15 protein-coding genes are annotated in these 16651 nt (G+C 64.1%); 5 read left to right on the top strand and 10 right to left on the bottom strand.

Features of this window, described 5'->3' with window-relative positions:
• Positions 1-3 precede the first annotated feature (3 nt).
• Positions 4-1554: a winged helix-turn-helix domain-containing tetratricopeptide repeat protein gene (locus tag L6639_RS23780; protein ID WP_237864061.1), complete on the bottom strand. Its 1551-nt coding sequence runs from the start codon at positions 1552-1554 to the stop codon at positions 4-6.
• Positions 1555-1687: 133 nt separating this feature from the next.
• Here L6639_RS23780 and mddA point away from each other — a divergent pair, with 133 nt between their 5' ends.
• A complete protein-coding gene (gene mddA, locus L6639_RS23775; RefSeq protein ID WP_237864060.1) occupies positions 1688-2476 on the top strand; it encodes a methanethiol S-methyltransferase in 789 nt (262 codons plus the stop codon).
• Positions 2477-2609: 133 nt separating this feature from the next.
• Positions 2610-3032, top strand: coding sequence for a GFA family protein (locus tag L6639_RS23770; RefSeq protein ID WP_237864059.1), 423 nt, complete (start codon positions 2610-2612; stop codon positions 3030-3032).
• Positions 3033-3256: 224 nt separating this feature from the next.
• Here the strand turns inward: L6639_RS23770 and L6639_RS23765 are convergent, their stop codons facing one another.
• The gene (locus tag L6639_RS23765; RefSeq protein WP_237864058.1) at positions 3257-4825 is read right to left on the bottom strand and encodes a winged helix-turn-helix domain-containing protein; all 1569 of its coding nucleotides are present in this window, start codon (positions 4823-4825) and stop codon (positions 3257-3259) included.
• Positions 4826-5132: 307 nt separating this feature from the next.
• On the opposite strand from L6639_RS23765, the gene pcaB reads away from it, so the two are divergent.
• Complete coding sequence (gene pcaB / locus L6639_RS23760) at positions 5133-6491, top strand: 3-carboxy-cis,cis-muconate cycloisomerase (protein WP_237864057.1); 1359 nt, start codon at positions 5133-5135, stop codon at positions 6489-6491.
• A gap of 114 nt (positions 6492-6605) precedes the next feature.
• Positions 6606-7862, top strand: a complete 1257-nt coding sequence (locus L6639_RS23755) for an aminopeptidase (protein WP_237864056.1) — start codon at positions 6606-6608, stop codon at positions 7860-7862.
• Between the two features lie 76 nt (positions 7863-7938).
• Here the strand turns inward: L6639_RS23755 and L6639_RS23750 are convergent, their stop codons facing one another.
• Positions 7939-8493: a hypothetical protein gene (locus tag L6639_RS23750; protein WP_237864055.1), complete on the bottom strand. Its 555-nt coding sequence runs from the start codon at positions 8491-8493 to the stop codon at positions 7939-7941.
• 231 nt (positions 8494-8724) lie between these two features.
• Here L6639_RS23750 and L6639_RS23745 point away from each other — a divergent pair, with 231 nt between their 5' ends.
• Positions 8725-9180 (top strand): cupin domain-containing protein, encoded by a 456-nt coding sequence (locus L6639_RS23745; RefSeq protein WP_237864054.1) that lies wholly within the window; start codon positions 8725-8727, stop codon positions 9178-9180.
• Between the two features lie 55 nt (positions 9181-9235).
• Here the strand turns inward: L6639_RS23745 and L6639_RS23740 are convergent, their stop codons facing one another.
• The 7 genes from L6639_RS23740 to L6639_RS23710 all read right to left on the bottom strand — a co-directional run bounded on the left by L6639_RS23740 (position 9236) and on the right by L6639_RS23710 (position 16412).
• The gene (locus tag L6639_RS23740; RefSeq protein WP_237864053.1) at positions 9236-10312 is read right to left on the bottom strand and encodes an amidohydrolase family protein; all 1077 of its coding nucleotides are present in this window, start codon (positions 10310-10312) and stop codon (positions 9236-9238) included.
• Between the two features lie 111 nt (positions 10313-10423).
• A complete protein-coding gene (locus L6639_RS23735; RefSeq protein ID WP_237864052.1) occupies positions 10424-10945 on the bottom strand; it encodes a hypothetical protein in 522 nt (173 codons plus the stop codon).
• A gap of 67 nt (positions 10946-11012) precedes the next feature.
• Positions 11013-11828 carry an MBL fold metallo-hydrolase gene (locus L6639_RS23730; protein ID WP_237864051.1) on the bottom strand — a complete coding sequence of 272 codons (816 nt, stop codon included), beginning with the start codon at positions 11826-11828 and terminating at the stop codon, positions 11013-11015.
• A 105-nt stretch (positions 11829-11933) separates the two neighbouring features.
• Entirely contained in the window at positions 11934-13460 is a 1527-nt protein-coding gene (locus L6639_RS23725; RefSeq protein WP_237864050.1) for a permease, read from the bottom strand.
• The gene (locus L6639_RS23720; RefSeq protein ID WP_237864049.1) at positions 13457-14206 is read right to left on the bottom strand and encodes an ABC transporter ATP-binding protein; all 750 of its coding nucleotides are present in this window, start codon (positions 14204-14206) and stop codon (positions 13457-13459) included. The genes L6639_RS23725 and L6639_RS23720 overlap by 4 nt, the downstream gene beginning before the upstream one ends.
• A gap of 229 nt (positions 14207-14435) precedes the next feature.
• Positions 14436-15560, bottom strand: coding sequence for a lysozyme inhibitor LprI family protein (locus tag L6639_RS23715; protein ID WP_237864048.1), 1125 nt, complete (start codon positions 15558-15560; stop codon positions 14436-14438).
• Positions 15561-15665: 105 nt separating this feature from the next.
• Positions 15666-16412 (bottom strand): transglutaminase-like cysteine peptidase, encoded by a 747-nt coding sequence (locus L6639_RS23710; RefSeq protein WP_237864047.1) that lies wholly within the window; start codon positions 16410-16412, stop codon positions 15666-15668.
• Positions 16413-16651 lie beyond the last annotated feature (239 nt).

Here is a 16651-nt window from a genome sequence, read left to right as displayed (position 1 = left end):
CGATTATCGCAGTCCCGCGCGCCGAAATCCTTCCAGATAATGCTCGCGATCCGCATCGTTCGCCCAGGGCAGCTGCGTCGCGATCCAGTCCAGTGAGATATTGGGCTGGGTCCGGCGGAGCTCGCCCAGCGCCATGACCGCCAGCACGCTGTCGCCGGTCATGCCGGCGGAGACGGCGAGCACGCGATAGGCGCCAGTGAGATCGCCGCGGTGGCGGATCGCCTCGCGCGCCAGTGCAATGGCCTCGTCATAGTGCCGCTCGGTGAAGCGCGCATAGCCGGCGATGCCGTAATAGATCGCCAGCGACGGATCGCGCGGTGAGAGCCTGATCGCCTTCTTCGCGGCCTCGAACGAGTCGGAGGGTCGCCCGGCATAGGAAAGCGCGAGCGCGTAATAGCCCTGCGCCAGCGAGAAGTTGGGATTGAGCGCGAGCGCCTGTTCGAACTCGGAGAGCGCGTCCGCAAGGCGGCTGGTCGAGAAGCAGACGCTGCCGAGCGCGGCATGGGCCCAGGCATTCTCATGGTCGCAGCGCATCGCCGCGAGCGCGGCGTCCTCCGCGATCGGCGCGGTGGTGGCAAGCTCCGCCCAGCCCAGATGCACGCCGAACATGTGGCTTGCCGCCAGCACCGCCAAAGCCTGGCCGTAATCCGGATCGATCGCGATCGCGCGCTCGAGCAGTTTTTGCGCCGCGGCGTGGTCCTGCGGCGTGATCCGCCAGTAATGCGACAGCGCCTGCATGAGGAGGTCCCAGGCATCCAGGCTCGCTGGCGGTTTCCGATGCGTGCGAAAGCTCTCCGCGGCGTGGATCTGCGGCTCGATCGCCGCGACGATCCGTTCGGTGATCTCGTCCTGCACGGCAAAAACGTCGACCAGCTCGCGGTCGTAACGCTCGGCCCAGAGATGGCCTCCGGTGGTGGCGTCGTTGAGCTGCGCGGTGATGCGGACGCGGTTGTCGACCTTGCGTACACTGCCCTCGACGATGTAGCGAACGCCGAGCTCTTCGGCGATCTGTTTGATGTGAACTGCGCGTCCCTTGTAAGTAAAGGACGAGTTGCGGGCGATCACGATGAACCAGCGCTGCTTCGACAACGCGGTGAGGATGTCCTCGCTGATACCGTCGCCGAAATAGTCCTGGGCGGGGTCGCCGCTCATGTTCTCGAAGGCGAGCACGGCGATGCCCGGCCGTTCGGTCGCGACGCGCGCGGAACTGGGCGCCGCCTCGGCCGCTGCTGGCCTGGTTGCCACCTCTTCCCGGACGTCGCCGACGAAGCGAAACCCTTTGCGCGGGATCGTCTTGATAAGACGCTGCGTTGCGCCGTCGTCTCCCAGCGCCTTGCGTGCGGCATTGATCCTGCTGTTCAGCGCGGAATCCGAGACGATGCGATTGCTCCAGATCTGGCTGATCAGATCGTCCTTGCTGACGACGCGGGCGCGCTCCGCGACGAGGTAAAGCAGGAGATCGAACACCTGCGGCTGCAGCGCCACGGTGGTCCCGGCGCAGGTCAGTTCGCGCAGGTCGCCGTCGAGCACGTTGTTTTCAAAGAGGAATCGCACGTTTTTGTCGTCTCAAGTAAAAATCAAAGTCGTCTCAGGCGAAAATCAACCGTCCGCGAAAGTCTTCGTTCGTCCGCTCCGGCATGGTGCGGAGACCAAACAGTGCCGATGCCTCGGCACAACGGAGCTTTCTATGACCCAACTCGATCATCAGATTCATTCCATCGGCCCGGAGGTTGCGGGCTCACGTATTTTCAAGTTCATCGCCTTTCTTTACGGAATTGCGGCGTATCTCGTTTTTTTCGTTACGATTGTCTACGCGATCGGCTTTGTAATGGGGCTCGTGGTACCGAAGACCATCGATACCGGAGCCGACACGCCGGCCGCTGAGGCCGTGATCATCAATCTGCTGCTGATGGCGCTGTTCGCCGTTCAACATAGCGTGATGGCGCGCCAGCGCTTCAAGGCGTGGTGGACGCAATTCGTCCCCAAGCCGGTCGAGCGCTCGACCGACGTGCTGTTCGCGAGCCTGTCATTGCTCCTCCTGTTCTGGCAGTGGCGGCCGTTGCCGTCGATCGTATGGGACGTCGCCAGTGCCGATCTTGCCGTGACGCTGGTCACGCTGTCGTTCGCGGGCTGGATCCTTGTGTTCACCTCGACCTTCATCATCAATCATTTCGAACTGTTCGGATTGCATCAGGTGACGAACCATCTTGTCGGCAAGCAGGCCGAGCCGCCGCGGTTTAAGACGCCGCTGCTCTACAAATTCGTTCGTCATCCGATCTATCTCGGCTTCATCATCGCCTTCTGGGCGGCACCGACCATGACTGTTGGCCATCTGCTGTTCGCGGCCGTGACCACGGCCTACATCTTCGTCGGTATCGCGCTGGAGGAGCACGATCTCGTCGACCTCTTCGGCGACGATTACCGGCAGTACAAACAACGGGTGTCGATGCTTATTCCCTGGCGCCGGTCAGTCTAGCGGTCGCATGCTCCGCCACGCGTCCGCCGAACGGAGGATGCGTGGCGGGCCTTCATTTGTAACCCGAGAACTTCTATCCCAAGAACTTCTATCCCAAGAATTTCTATTCCAAGCCATCTCAGGAGAAACCAAGATGAAACATGTCGGACACTGCTTCTGCGGCGCGGTCACCATCGAGGTGACGGGCGAGCCGGCCGCGATGGGCTATTGCCATTGCCGCTCATGCCGCTCCTGGTCGGGCGGGCCGGTGAACGCCTTCAGCCTGTGGAAGCCGGAAGCCGTGCGCATTACCGAGGGCGCACAGAATGTCGAGACCTTCGCCAAAACGCCGCTGAGCCAGCGCAAATATTGCAGGAGGTGCGGCGGTCATCTGATGACCAATCACCCGCCGCTCGATCTGATCGACGTCTTCACGGCGACCATCCCGACGCTGGCCTTCGCTCCGGGCGTCCACGTCAACTATTCCGAGACGGTGCTGCCGATGCGCGACGGCCTGCCCAAGCTGAAGGATTTTCCCGCCGAGTTCGGCGGCAGCGGCGAGATGATGCAGGAGTAACTCTGCTCTTCCTTCTCCCCTTGTGGGAGAAGGTGGCATAGGCGGCCTTAGGCCGCCGTCCTTAAGAGAGCGCCGAAGCGAAGCTTCGGCTATGGCGCCGGATGAGGGGTACTCTCCAATCGCACAACTGTTCGTGAGAATGGAGCCCCTCACTCGGCTTCGATGCTCCGCATCGAATCCACCCTCTCCCGCAAGGGGAGAGGGTGCACCGTCGGTGTGGCCAACTATCTCATCCCCGCGCGCCGAAATCCTTCCAGATAATGCGCGCGGTCCTCTTCGCGCAGCATCGGCAGCTCTCGCGTGAGCCAGGCGAGCGAAATGCCGGGCTGCGTGCGGCGCAAGCCTTCCAGCGCGGAGGCGGCCAGCAGCGGATCGCCGGACATGCCGGCGGCTGCCGTCAGCACGCGGTGCGCGCCGACGAAATCGGCCCGCTGCCGCATTGATTCCCGCGCCATCTGCATGGCGTCCTCGTAGTTGCGGCCGATGAACTGCGCATAGCCCGCAACACCGCAATAGATTGCCGCGAGCGGATCGCGCGGGCTGAGTTGCAGCGCGCGGCGCGCCGCGGCATCGCCGTCCTGCCATCGTCCAGCATAACACAGCGTAACGCCGTAGAAGGCGTGCGCCATCGCGAAATTCGGATTGAGCATCAGCGTCAGCTCGAACGCCGCCAGCGCGTCGTCGAAACGGCGGCGGAACAGATAGGTATAAGCGAGGCCGTGATGGGCCCAGGCATCGTCGCGATCAGCCTCCACTGCGGCAAGCGCTGCGGCTTCCGCGATGGGGACGGTCCCGGCCATATCGGCCCAGCCCATATGCGCCCCAAAAATGTGGCTGGTCGCGAGCAGGCCCAGCGCCTTGCCGTAGGCGGGGTCGATCGCGATCGCCTGCTCGAGCAGCTTTTGCGCCGATGCATTGTCCTCGCGCGTGATGCGCCAGTAATGCGACAGCGCGCGCATCACGAAGTCCCAGGCATCGAGACTGCCCGGCGGCTTCTGCTGCGCGCGAAAATTTTCCGCGGCGTAAAGCTGCGGCTCGATCGCGGCGACGATGGCGTCGGTGATCTCGTCCTGCACGGCAAAGATATCGGCGAGCTCGCGGTCGTAGCGCTCGGCCCAGAGATGACCGCCGGTCGAGACGTCGTTGAGCTGGGCGGAGATGCGGACGCGACCACCGCTTCGCCGCACGCTGCCCTCGAGCACGTAGCGCACGCCGAGCTCGCGCGCGATCTCGTTGAGATGCACGGCCCGTCCCTTGTAAACGAAGGATGAATTGCGCGCGACGACGAAGAACCAGCGCAGTTTCGACAGCGCGGTGATAATGTCTTCGCTGATGCCGTCGGAGAAATAGTCCTGCTCGCGGTCACCGCTCATATTGGTGAAGGGCAGCACGGCAATGGCCGGACGGTCGGGTAGCGCGGGCATCGCGGGCATCGCGTGCGACGCCGTGACGCTGCCGCGCGGTTCCACCATTGCACTTCCGGACTTGGTCTCGACGTTGCCGACGAAGCGAAAGCCTTTTCGCGCAATGGTGCGGATCAGCGACTGGTTCGCGCCGCTGTCGCCGATCGCCTTGCGCGCGGCGTTGATCCGGCTGGTCAAGGTCGATTCGGAGACGCTGCGGCCGTGCCAGATCTTGTCGATCAACTCGTCCTTGCTGACGACCCGGTCGCGGTTCTCCATGAGGTGAACGACGAGGTCGAAAACCTGCGGTTCCACGGAAACGGGAACCTGCTCGCGGCTCAGTTCGCGCAGGTCGGTGTCAAGAAGGTGGTCCCGGAACAGAAACTGCACGTCGAAAACTCAGAGCTCACAGCGACTTCGGACAACGATGAAATCAAAATGGATTTCGACTCGAAGTCTGTGAGTCCGCCGGGAGGTCAATACGGTTCACCGCGACACCGGATGGCTGCTATGCCATTTGCGCGGAGGAATACAACCTGAGTTAGAAATCACCGAGGCGGCGGCGCACAATCTCGCGTCGTCGTCCTGGCTTTCGCCAACACGACATTGGTGTGTGTCGAGCCGTGAATGTCCATTGCCGAACACTGCCGCCTGCGTAAGCTGCCTCCCACACAACAACAGCCGCAAAGCAACGCCCATGCCCCTTCCCGCCTCGACCACCGTGCTCGACTCCATGCTGTTCCGCGATGCCTTCGGCACGCCGGCGATGCGCGCCGTGTTTTCCGACGTTGCGCTGGTCGCGCGCTATGCGGAGGTCGAGGTGGCGCTGGCGAAGGCGGAGGGGCGATGCGGTGTGATCCCGCAGGATGCCGCCGACGAGATCGCGGCGCGGACCAACGTCGCCGCGCTCGACTTCGATCTGTTGCGTCAGGAGACCGACATCGTCGGATATCCCATCCTGCCCCTGGTGCATCAGATGGTGAAGCAATGCGGCGAGGCCGGCCGTTACGTGCATTGGGGCGCCACCACGCAGGACATCATGGATACCGCCGTGGTGCTGCAACTGCGCGCGGGCCTCGAGATCATCGAACGCGATATCGCCGAGCTGCGAAGGATCCTCGCGGACCTCTCGCAGCGTCATCGAGACACGCCGATGGCCGGCCGCACCCATCTCCAGCAGGCGCTGCCGGTGACCTTTGGCTACAAGACCGCGATCTGGCTTGCGATGTTCGACCGCCATGCCGAGCGTCTTGCGCAACTGAAGCCGCGCGTCCTGGTCGGCCAGTTCGCCGGCGCCGCCGGCACGCTGGCCTCGCTCGGCGACAAGGGATTCGAGGTGCAGGAGGCGCTCTGCGCCGAGCTCAAGCTCGGTGTTCCCGCCTCGACATGGCATGTCGCGCGCGACGGGTTTGCGGAGGCCGTGAATTTCCTCGCGCTCGTCACCGGTTCGCTCGGCAAGATCGCGCTCGACATCATGATCATGGCCTCGACCGAGTTCGCCGAGGTCTACGAGCCCTTCGTCAAGGGGCGCGGCGCATCCTCGACCATGCCGCAGAAGCGCAACCCGATCTCGTCGGAGCTGATGCTTGCCGCAAGCAAGGCGGTACGCCAGCAGGCGGGCCTGATGCTGGATGCCGTGGTGCAGGATTTCGAGCGCGCCACAGGTCCCTGGCACGCCGAATGGATCGCGATCCCCGAGAGCTTCGTACTGACCGCAGGCGCCCTCCACCAGGCGAAGTTCGCGCTCGCCGGCCTCATCGTGGACGAGGCCAGGATGAACGACAACCTCGCCCTTAGTCGCGGCCTGATTGTGGCCGAAGCGGTCATGATGGGGTTGGCGCCGCAGATCGGACGGCAGGAGGCGCATGACGTGGTCTACGATGCCTGCCGGCTGGCCAATGAGAAGGGCCTTACCCTTGCGGATGCGCTTTCGTCCGATAGCCGCGTCTCTGTCAGGATTGATCGTGCCACAATCGAGGCCCTCACTTCACCGAAAAATTACCTCGGCCTTGCGCCAGAAATGGTCGATCGGGTGCTGAGATCGGCAACGCGTTGAAAACCAAGATGCGTGAAACCGCGTATCTTTAAGGTCTCGCAAGGCGCTCGCACACTTGTGTCTCGTGATGCTAGACTTAGATTGAACGAGAGAGATTCCGACAGAGGGCCCGGCATGACCGATCAACGCAATTCCGCGACTTCCATCGATCCCGTGAAACTCGACCGGCTGGCCGAGGTGGCGGTGAAGGTGGGACTGGGCTTGCGGCCGGGACAGGATCTTCTTCTGACGGCGCCCGCGATCGCGCTGCCGCTGGTGCGACGAATCGCCGTCCACGCCTACAAGGCCGGCGCCGGTATCGTGACGCCGATCCTCTCCGACGAAGAGATGACGCTGGCGCGTTACCGCTACGGCCAGGACAACAGCTTTGATCGCGCCGCCAACTGGCTCTACGAGGGCATGGCCAAGGCGTTCTCGGACAACACCGCGCGGCTCGCCATTGTCGGCGACAATCCGATGCTGTTGTCGGGCGAAGACGCTTCCAAGGTCGCGCGCGCGAGCAAGGCCAATTCCATCGCCTATCAGCCGGCGCTGGAGAAGATTGTCAATTTCGACACCAACTGGAACATCATTGCCTATCCGAGCGCGGCGTGGGCCAAGCTGGTGTTTCCGGACGATCCGGAAGAGGTTGCGATCGGCAAGCTTGCGGACGCGATCTTCGCCGCGTCCCGTGTCGATCGCGAGGATGCGCCGGCCAACTGGGCAAGCCACAATGCGGTGCTGCGCGAGCGCACCAACTGGCTCAACGGCCAGCGCTTCCGCGCGCTGCAATATTCGGGTCCCGGCACCGACCTCACCATCGGGCTGGCCGACGGCCATGAATGGGAAGGCGGAGCTTCGCTCTCCAAGAACGGTATTAGCTGCAACGCCAACATTCCGACAGAAGAGGTCTTCACCACGCCGCATTGTCGGCGGGTCTATGGCCATGTCGTGAGCTCGAAGCCGCTGTCCTACCAGGGCACGCTGATCGACAACATCGCGGTGCGCTTCGAGGACGGCAAGATCGTCGATGCCAAGGCTTCGCGCGGCGCGGAGGTGCTGAACAAGGTACTCGACACCGACGAAGGCGCACGTCGGCTCGGCGAAGTGGCGCTGGTGCCGCATTCCTCGCCGATCTCGCAGAGCGGCCTGTTGTTCTACAACACGTTGTTCGACGAGAACGCGGCATCCCACATCGCGCTCGGCCAGTGTTATTCGAAGTGCTTCGTCAACGGTGCTCAATTGACGCCGCAGCAGATCGCCGCGCAAGGCGGCAATCAGAGCCTGATCCATATCGACTGGATGATCGGCTCGGCCGAGACCGACATCGACGGCATCCTGGCCGACGGCAGCAAGGTCCCGGTGTTCCGCAAGGGCGAGTGGGCGAAGTAAGCCAGGTCCGTGCCCCCGGAGTTCTTCACCTCTCCCCGGTTGGGAGAAGTGAACAACTAGCCAGTGTCGTAGCCTCTTAAGCCGCCGCGTTGCGCAGCATCGGGTTGTTGTCGATGCTGAAGCGGTTGAACAGTGTCGTGAACGGGCTGCCGTCCGTGGCCCGCACGATGGCGTCGGACGCCGCGACCGCGTCGTAGAGCGCGCCGACCGGATCGTCCGCCTCCGGCAGGTCGAGGCGCGATCGGATTTCCTCTCTCGCCTCGTTGATGTCGTCCTCGTCGTCGAGTGTCGCCTCAAGTGCATCCGCCGCGCGCCGCATCTCCCGGAGATCGCCACCGGCAGAGAATTTGAGGATGTCGAGCCAATAGGGGCGCGCAACGACGAGCTGGATGAACGCCTCGAAGCCTTCGGCGATCACGCCCGCGCGTCCCTCCGATGAGACGTAGAGCACTTGTTGCGACGGCAGCAGCACCAAGGCGCCGCCTGAGGCGTCAATTCCGATCTGTCGGGGACTGTCGATGCCGTCGATGGTGAACCAGGGCTCTTCGTCCGGCGCGAACGAGACATCGAGGCTGCCGAGCCAGGCGACGACCTCGCCTTGGGCTGTCAACACCTCCGGGGTCAAGGACATCATGGACTCCTTTTCGATCTTTCCGCGCACTTTGTCGCACCCCGGAAAAGACGGGTTCATGTGCACGAATTTGCAGGGGAATCGCGACGTTAACAGGTTCGCATCTGCAACTTGCGGTGGATTGTCGGTCCCTGCGTAAGGAAGAATTAAAAGCCGGCTATTAGCGTTCCAACATCGAAACAGTCCGGGATTAAGCCCCGGTTAATCATATTGTACCTCCTGGGGAAGCAGATGTCGCGGGCATTGATTGAAATTGGTAGTTGCAACGTGGATCTGGAGCTGCGGCCGATCGAGCCAGCCTGGATCATCGAAGGCAACCCGGTGTCGCGCTCGCACATCCTCTCGACCAGCTCGGACGGCACCTCTTCGACCATCATCTGGTCCTGCACCGAAGGCCGCTTCAACTGGTACTATGATTTCGACGAGACGATCATGATCCTGGAAGGATCGATCGTGCTCGAAAGCGACGGCATGCCGCCGAAGCGCTACGGCGTCGGCGATGTGATCTTCTTCCGCGACGGTGCGCATGCCAAATGGCATGTCGAAGGCCATGTCAAGAAGATCGCCTTCTGCCGCAAGACCAACCCGGCCGTGATCGGCTTCATGATCCGCGTCGTCAACAAGCTCAAGCGCATGTTCCTGTCCCCCGGCGAACGTCGTCCAGCGACGCTCATGGGTGCCGGCTAATCCTCATCAAATTCAAGGACGCTTCCCAGCGGCCACGACGAAAGAGGGGCGGGGATCAACATCCCGGCCCCTCTTTGCATGATGACGGCAGTTCGAGCCGGTAAAAGTCCTTCGCAGTCTGGGAGAACAGTGCGGTCTTCTCCGCATCGCTTAAGGGAGCCGCGATGCGCTTGAAGGCGTTGAAAATCACCTGATAGCTGCACTGGCCTTTATCGGGCGGGAAATTGCTTTCGAACATCGCACGCTTCGGCCCGAACGCCTCGATGCAGGTCTCGACATAAGGCTTCCACGCCGCGGCAAGCTCCTCCGATGACGGCGGCCGCTCGCGCAGATGGAAGTCGTAGCCGAGCAGGCACATCGCGAGCCCGCCAAGCTTCACCACCACGTTCTCGCAACGGGAGATCTCCTGGATCGAGGCGCGCCACTCCGGAAACACCTCTTCGCGCCGTCCGGCAAAGCGGCCGACCCCGGCGGGCCCGCCGCAATGGTCGAGCACGATCCTGGTGTCGGGGAAGGCGCGCGCGAGTTCAGTGAGCTCGCCGATCTGCGGATGAAACAGCCAGGCGTCGAAGCTGAGGCCCAGCGGTGCAAGACAGGCAAAGCCCTTGCGGAAGGTCGGATCCTGCAACAATCCCTTCGGCCGGTTCGCATACATGCCGGCGACGACGGGGTCCTGGTCCCAGGCGGACGAATGCCTGATGCCGCGGAAGCGGCCATTGCCGGCGGCGATCTCCGCCTCGAGCACGGGCCTCGCCGCATCGCCGAGCAGCAGGTTCACATGGCTGACGATGCCGGCACAGATCGCCGCCCTGCCGTAACCGCCGCTCGCACTCATCGCCGCGACGCCATTGGCGAACTCGACCTCGCCGACGGGCCGGAACGCCTCGGGTCCGTGTGCGCGGTACATCGAGCGGCAATCGACATAGACGGTCGCGATGACGTTGTGGCCGGAGGCGATGTCGGCGGCCATCTCCTCGATAAGATAGCGATGGCCGCGATTCCACAGATGATGATGCGGATCGACGATCGGCCTGGAGGGATCGATGATCTCTTCCTGATGTTGCGCGAGCCAGTCCTCGCGCGGTTCAACGAAGAGCCCGCTGGTGTTGGCGGGCAGACCGCTTGCAGCCATCGACATTCGCTCCCTCATGTTTTTATGGCGGGAGCCTAGCACCTCATTTGGCTGCGCGGCAGCGCGCCTTGTGCAACCGCGCCCTCCGTCGCGAGCACAACGGCGTTGGCGTCAACCCTTGCGCCGCGTCGCTCTCACATCGACCACCAGCCGCCAATCGGTCGCCGCCGCGTTCTTGACCTCGCCTAGCCAGTGGAAGGAGTCCGCGGTGATCTCGGTAAAACTCCAGCGCGTGAGGTCGCCGGCTTCGGTCGTGCCCTCCTGCACGATATCTTCGCCACGCGGACGGCCAATCTGCTGACGGAACACACAGCGCCCAGGATCGACCCAGGAAATCCGCCACGCGGAAATGCTGGGATCGTAGACCCGCAGCGTCGTGCCGTACCAATTGCCGGCGATCGGAAAGGCGGGGCTGCCTGCGGGACGGGGAATGATCCAGACATCCTGCACGGCGCGCCCCTCCAGCACCCAGCCGAAATGGATCTCGCCGGGCGCGGTGTGCTTCGTTCCATCAGCACCATGGGCGGTGATCTCGGCGTCCCAATCGCCGACGAACCGGCCATAGAGCTGAAGCGCCGCCGCGTGTTCAGGGTTGGGCCCGTCCGCGTGCAAAAATCGCGCAAAGTCGGTCATGTCGATCTCCTGTCTGCCAAGGAGACCAGCACGATCAGCCGGCAGCCGGCTTGGAGAAAATTGCGCGTCAGACCCCGTCGAGGATGATCACCGTCGGCGTCGTCGGCAGCGTATCCCGCGAGATTCGCAAGGAGCGCTCGGTGCGGCGGTCGATCTCGAATTGCTTGCCGATGCGTTGCATGAACTCGGCGAGCGGGGTGGCGAAGCGGTGCATCGGCAGCACCACGGAGGCGCGCAAGCGCCTGGTGATGTCAGAGACGCCATCGAGCGACATGGTGTATGTGCCGTCGATCGGCACCATGACGATGTCGAGCCGGCCGATCTGGGCAAAGTGGCTGTCGTCGAGCTTGTGGTGGAGATGTCCGAGATGGCCAATGCAGAGGCCCGCGACCTCGAAGATGAAGATCGAATTGCCGTCGCGGATCATGTCCGTGCCGGAATCGTCGCCGAAATAGCGGCGGATGTCGGTGGTGACGTTGCGGATGAAGGTGTCGCCGATGCGCTCCGAAATGGCAGCCGGCTTGCCGTCCTCGCCCCAGCCATGCAGCACGTGGGGAATGCGCTTGTCCGGATTGAGGGAATAGTGCGTGCTGTGCGCCCGGTTCATGGTGACGACGTCCGGCAGCCGGCCGACCTGATAGGCGCCGCTGTAATCGGTCGCGATGCGCACGCCACCCGGCGTATCGATGAAATAGGTGGAGTGGCCGGCATAGGTGATCTCGACCTCGGGCGCGGCAGCCGCCTGCCGGAACGCGACCGGCATCGCGCGAGGCGCGGCGTTCGCCATCGCCAGGCATTCGCTGCGCTGAGGCGGCTGCTGGGCGAGGGCAGGTGAGAGACACGCGCTCAACAGCGCAAATGCCGCCGAAATCAATCGCCGCATGATCCCGTCCCCGATGACTTCAAGGCAAAGTCTAGCGTGCAATCCAGCGTGTCGCCAACAGGACGCGATCAACAGCGCGTCAGTGTCGCACCGTTGCTGCCGCCTTTACTCGTGCTTTGGGCTGAATTTCCAGGTCATCGCGACCAGGCCGGCGGTAATCAGGCCGCTGACGATGCCGGCGGTCGGCAGCGTCAGCAGCAGCGCGGCGGTGGCGGCCCAGCCGATCGAGGAGAAGGCTTCGGCAAAGGTCGCAAGCCGCGACGAGGTCTGGCGGCGGCGGAACTGGCTGCGCCGGGCCTGGACGCGGAACCAGAGCTGGATCGCGGTGGCCGAGGCGGCGCTGACGATGATCATGGCCGCCGTGATCGCCGCCTGGAATGGCGAAGCGAAGACCAGCGCGACCACCAACGGGCAGAAGATCATGGCGACCGCGATCAGCACCACCTCGATCTTGGCGCGGATGACGCTCGTCGGCGTCAGCGGCGCGGTCGCGACCAGGTCAGGCGCGTCCTCGCCCGAGATCGTCAGCCAGGCCAGCCCGCCGGCGAGCTGTCCTGCCGCCATCACGATCACAGGCGTGATCAGCGTCAGCGCCGCCGAGCTGTCGCCAAAGCTGCGCCACAGCAGCAGCGCCGGCGGCACCAGATAGAGCAGTTGCATGAGGGTCTGCGAGATCAGCCAGGGATCGCGACAGAGCAGCACGAACTCCTTGCGTCGCAGCGCCTGTTGTCGCGAGCCGCCGCGGAACGGACGTTCCTTCGCGCGCTTGCGGCTGGATGTGCCGTAGGCGGCGGCGTCGATCGCGGTGTCGGCGAAGCGGCCTGAGAAGATCGCCATCACGCATCCAAGCAACATGAGCCCGAGGGCGAGGAGCAGCAGCAGCGCCTCGACGTCACCCATGATGGCCCGCGCCGGCCACCACCAGATGCTGTCGATATCGGGCGCGTGCGCGGCGAGGGTGCCTGAGGTCAGGATGGTGAAGCGCGACAGCGTGCCATAGGAGATGATCGCCGCGACCTGGAGCGCGATCACGAAGCCGGCGCCGATGATCGCGGCCAGGATCTGGGCGACGAAGCGCGTCCGCGCCGGGCCGATCAGGCGAAACAGCAGGATGGTGACGGCAATCGCGATCGCCGCCGCCGACAGCCCCATCGCGACGACCACGCCGAAGGCCGCAAGCCAGCGCACGCCGCCGCCGATCAACAGCACGTCGATGAACGGCGTCGAGAACAGTAGCGCCATCACCGTGACGGTGAGCGCGATCGCTGCGATGCGCACCGAGAACAGATTGGCGAGCGTTGCCGGCGACGACATGATGAGGTCGAGATCGGCGCGGGCGTAAAACACCCGTGTCACCGATTCGATCGCCTGCGACAGCATCAGGGTCCAGGCGAGAAAGATCGTCGCCGAGATCACGATCAGTGAGGATTTGTCGAGCGGCAATTGCAGATTGGCGAAACGGCCGATCACCGCCCAGGCCGGCACATGCAGCAATGCGGCGAAGAACAAGAGGCCAATCACAGCGGCGCGGGCGCGCCGACGCCGGCCCCCCGTCATCATGGCGAACCATTCGCGCCAGGCGAGGCGGAGCTCGTGACGGGCAAACCAGGAGAGCGCGGTCGCCGAGCTCATGCGGCGTCCTGGAGCGTCACCAAGGCGATGAAGAGATCTTCGAGACTCGTGTCCGCATGGCCGTTCTGCTGGCGCAGCTCGGTCAAGGTGCCCTCCGCGACGAGACGGCCCGCGGCAATCACGCCGATGCGGTCGGCCATACGCTCGGCGACCTCGAGAATATGCGTCGTCATGATCACGGTGCAGCCGGCGTGCACGCGCTCGCCGAGCAGTCCCTTCACATGGCGGGCCGAGACCGCGTCGAGTCCCGTCAGCGGCTCGTCGAGAATGATGAGGCGGGGATCGTGCACCAGCGCGCCGGCGAGCGCCACCTTCTGGCGCATGCCCTTGGAGAAACCTTCGCAGCGCTCGTGCCGGTGCGGCTCGAGCCCGAGCGAGCTCACCAGCTCCTCGGCGACCGGTTTCGAGATCGCGGGCGCAATCCCCCAGAGGCCGGCGACGAATTCGAGATATTCGAGCGGGGTGAGCTTGTCATAGATCATCGGCTCGTCCGAGACCCATGCCATCACTTGCTTGGCTGCGACGGGATTGGCGAGCGCGTCGATGCCGAAGATCGAGACGCCGCCGTCATCGGGCCTGAGCAGGCCCGCGACCATGCGCAAAGTGGTGGTCTTGCCGGCACCGTTGGGCCCGACCAGCGCATAGAACTCGCCGGCATGAATGGTGAGATCGAGGCTATCGACCGCCACGCGGTCAAAACGCTTCGTTAACCCTCGGACTTCGAGCGCCGAGCTATCCCGCTTCATGACGGCCACACTAACAGGTTTTGCATCGGTCGCGACCATGACCCGAACATGTTTCGGCCTCGTGAATCGCGCTGCCGCAAATGCGGTCACCTGCAAATGGGAGCCTAGAGCATGATCCGGAAGAGTGTGAAGCGATTCTCCGAAAAGATCATGCTCAAACAAAGAGCTAAAGCGCGACGACGATTCAGCCCAATCTCATCGCGCTTTGGCGGCGATCCGTAAAGAGCGGCTACGATCCCCCGCCCGCGGTGCCTGAGTTCACCGGCGCCAGTTCGTCTTCCCGGCAACGCCAGCCGTCGGCTGCTTTCACGAAGGCAAAGGTGCGCTGGATCCGCAGGCGGCGCGTGACATTGAAAGCGGCTGCGGAGCGCTCCCTGTTGGCGGCGCCGGGTTGCGGGAGGCCGGTGCTGGCGTCCCAGCAGGTGCCGGTGCAGGTGGACGCGACCTTGCTGCAGGTGGTGAAGGGCGCCAGCACGACCATCTCGATCTCGCCGGTGACTTGCGCCTCCTGGTCATTCACCTGGCTATCGAGTGCGTAGACGCGGTTGATGCGGAGGAAACTGCCGCACGAATTGGCGGCGTGGATGCGCGCGGCGCAGAAATCGACGGCGTCGGTGTCGGGCTCCTTGGCCGCGACCTGCCGGCCGAACACCTTCTTCGGATCGCCCTTCGCGGCGGCGATCTCGTCGGTCTTCTGCTTCAGATAGTCGGCGAGGCAATCTTCCGCCGAGCCGAGCTCCTGCGGCGGCACGTTCTCCTTGCCGACCAGATTGCACTTGCGGTCGCGCTCGCGCGTCCAGCGGCCGTATTCCGCAAAGGCAAAGCGCGCCGCGGTCGGGTCCAGCCTGCCGATCAGTGCGAGCACCTGGCTGTTGAGCTCGGTCTCGGTCAGCGCCAGCGACGGGTCCGCACAGATCAGCGCGCCGGCCGCGGTGTTGGCGGCGAGGCAGTCGAAATCCGGATCACGCACGATCGCCGCGCGATCCTCGGTCACCTTGAGCAGGCAGGCCTTGACGCGTTCGAAATCGTCATCGCGGATCGCGGTCTGGCCGACGATCCCGCAGCCGAGATTGCGCTGGCGGATCCAGATCGCGTTTTCCTCGATGGCGGGCAGGCGATCGGGCAGGCGGGCGAGCCGCGCCTCGACGGCGGTCGAGAGCTTCTCGGCGGCGGCGGAGAGTTCGGCGTCACCGCAGAACAATTGATTGCCGGGATCGCGGATCTGCAGGCAATTGTTGTTGACGAACAGGGGCAGCCTGTCGGCGATGGAGGGAGCGGTTGTGCCGGATTGCGCCAAACCCGGTGCCGCCGGTAACGCCAGCAGCGCCAGCACAGTCAACACGATGAACCGCATTCCAAATGTCCTCAGCATGGTTGCAGCCATGCTAGCAGTTCCAGGCTGCGTGACGGAATGGGGTGTGGCGGAACGGTTGACGTGAAGGGCCGGAGCCCCGATGGATCAATGCGCCCCGGTCGACACGCGCTGGCTGTCGACACCCGCGAGCCGCACGGGTTCGCCGACATATCTCAGCACGGCTGACTGGTAGAGCACGAACAGCGGCTGATAGTTGCGCGCGTCGTCATCCTCGACCATCGCCATGCGGCGGTTGTCCAGCATCAGCCAGTGGCCGTCGAGCCTTGCAGAGGCAATGGCGTGTCCTTCGCCGTTGCGGATATCGCGCACCACGACGAGGCGGAGGTCCTCGGCGGCGACACCGGCAAGCCGCAACGCGGCCAGCTTGGCGATGGCGTAATCCTCGCAATCGCCGGCGCCGCGCTGGAAGGTCTCCAGCGGCGAGCTCCAGATGTCTTCGGCGCCGTCACTTTCGGCGCGGATGGCGAGGTTGATGGCGCGGTTGGCCTCGCCGAGCCGCGCGCGGCCGTCGCGGGTGCGGGCCTCGTCGACGATGGCGAGCAGCTTCAGCGCCGCGGGCGATGCGCAATTGTCGCGGTCGCCGTCGCACAGCGCCAGCTGCACCATGTCGTCGTCGAGCTTCTCCTTCAGTCCAAGCCATTTCTGCCGCATGCCTCCGCTGGAAATGGCGAAGGCGAACACACCGAACGGCTCGGCAGATTTGCGTATGAGCGCGCCTGCGCCCGGTGACAGCAAACTGGCTGCGCGAAGATCGGCGGCCGATCCGAACAGGATCAGTCCGCACAGCACAAGGATAGCGCGCCAGGCGCGCGAGCGAGCAGCGGTCTCCATCTGACATCCCCTATCCGGCTTCGCCAGGTCCCCCTCGACCTGAACGTGCCGGGATTGTTGCTTTCGCGGAGATAGTGCGAGATGGGCCGTTTTGTTCTGCTTAACGCGCGCGGCAGGGGGCCGACTAGCGTGGGGCACGCTCAACCGCCCCTTCCCGGACTCCATAAAATTTTACAGGCCGGCGAAATCAGGGGCGCTGCCGCGAGACTGACGGGATTGCAGTCGGAAGTTGTGGGAAG

The organism is Bradyrhizobium zhengyangense (assembly GCF_022012555.1).
In the GTDB taxonomy this organism is placed as follows: domain Bacteria; phylum Pseudomonadota; class Alphaproteobacteria; order Rhizobiales; family Xanthobacteraceae; genus Bradyrhizobium; species Bradyrhizobium zhengyangense.
The sequence above is the reverse complement of the archived record's forward strand: the minus strand, read 5'-3'. Positions and strand labels throughout refer to the sequence as shown.

Coding starts and splice junctions, on each gene's coding strand:
- L6639_RS23725 (WP_237864050.1), bottom strand. CDS start 13,460: ATGAGCTCGGCGACCGCGCTCTCCTGGTTTGCCCGTCACGAGCTCCGC.
- L6639_RS23710 (WP_237864047.1), bottom strand. CDS start 16,412: ATGGAGACCGCTGCTCGCTCGCGCGCCTGGCGCGCTATCCTTGTGCTG.
- L6639_RS23730 (WP_237864051.1), bottom strand. CDS start 11,828: ATGCGGCGATTGATTTCGGCGGCATTTGCGCTGTTGAGCGCGTGTCTC.
- L6639_RS23720 (WP_237864049.1), bottom strand. CDS start 14,206: ATGAAGCGGGATAGCTCGGCGCTCGAAGTCCGAGGGTTAACGAAGCGT.
- mddA (WP_237864060.1), top strand. CDS start 1,688: ATGACCCAACTCGATCATCAGATTCATTCCATCGGCCCGGAGGTTGCG.
- L6639_RS23770 (WP_237864059.1), top strand. CDS start 2,610: ATGAAACATGTCGGACACTGCTTCTGCGGCGCGGTCACCATCGAGGTG.
- L6639_RS23740 (WP_237864053.1), bottom strand. CDS start 10,312: ATGGCTGCAAGCGGTCTGCCCGCCAACACCAGCGGGCTCTTCGTTGAA.
- L6639_RS23745 (WP_237864054.1), top strand. CDS start 8,725: ATGTCGCGGGCATTGATTGAAATTGGTAGTTGCAACGTGGATCTGGAG.
- pcaB (WP_237864057.1), top strand. CDS start 5,133: ATGCCCCTTCCCGCCTCGACCACCGTGCTCGACTCCATGCTGTTCCGC.
- L6639_RS23715 (WP_237864048.1), bottom strand. CDS start 15,560: ATGCGGTTCATCGTGTTGACTGTGCTGGCGCTGCTGGCGTTACCGGCG.
- L6639_RS23750 (WP_237864055.1), bottom strand. CDS start 8,493: ATGTCCTTGACCCCGGAGGTGTTGACAGCCCAAGGCGAGGTCGTCGCC.
- L6639_RS23755 (WP_237864056.1), top strand. CDS start 6,606: ATGACCGATCAACGCAATTCCGCGACTTCCATCGATCCCGTGAAACTC.
- L6639_RS23735 (WP_237864052.1), bottom strand. CDS start 10,945: ATGACCGACTTTGCGCGATTTTTGCACGCGGACGGGCCCAACCCTGAA.